General features: G+C 52.0%; 1 protein-coding gene. It reads left to right on the top strand.

All coding sequences use genetic code 11. The features are described from left to right. The coding region (locus Q1A70_RS20770) for a major capsid protein P2 (RefSeq protein ID WP_299695972.1) at nucleotides 1-221 on the top strand (221 nt) is incomplete at both ends.

Here is a 221-nt window from a genome sequence, read left to right as displayed (position 1 = left end):
GCGTACAAAGGTCTGACTCAAACGGATGGTTTCTTCACTATCCCGCTGGCTGACATCACAGCCAAAACGAAAAACGGTGTAAGTTACACAGGTCTGGTGACAGAAATGGGTGACAACATCACGCTAGAAGTGGAAATCGCGTCGACTGAACAAGCCAACGCGCCTAAGGTTCAACTGCAAGCATGGGCGACCGTTTCAGCGCGTCAACCGGCTCGCGTTCT

The sequence above is a fragment of the uncultured Vibrio sp. genome, from assembly GCF_947488985.1.
GTDB lineage: Bacteria > Pseudomonadota > Gammaproteobacteria > Enterobacterales > Vibrionaceae > Vibrio.
The sequence above is the reverse complement of the archived record's forward strand: the minus strand, read 5'-3'. Positions and strand labels throughout refer to the sequence as shown.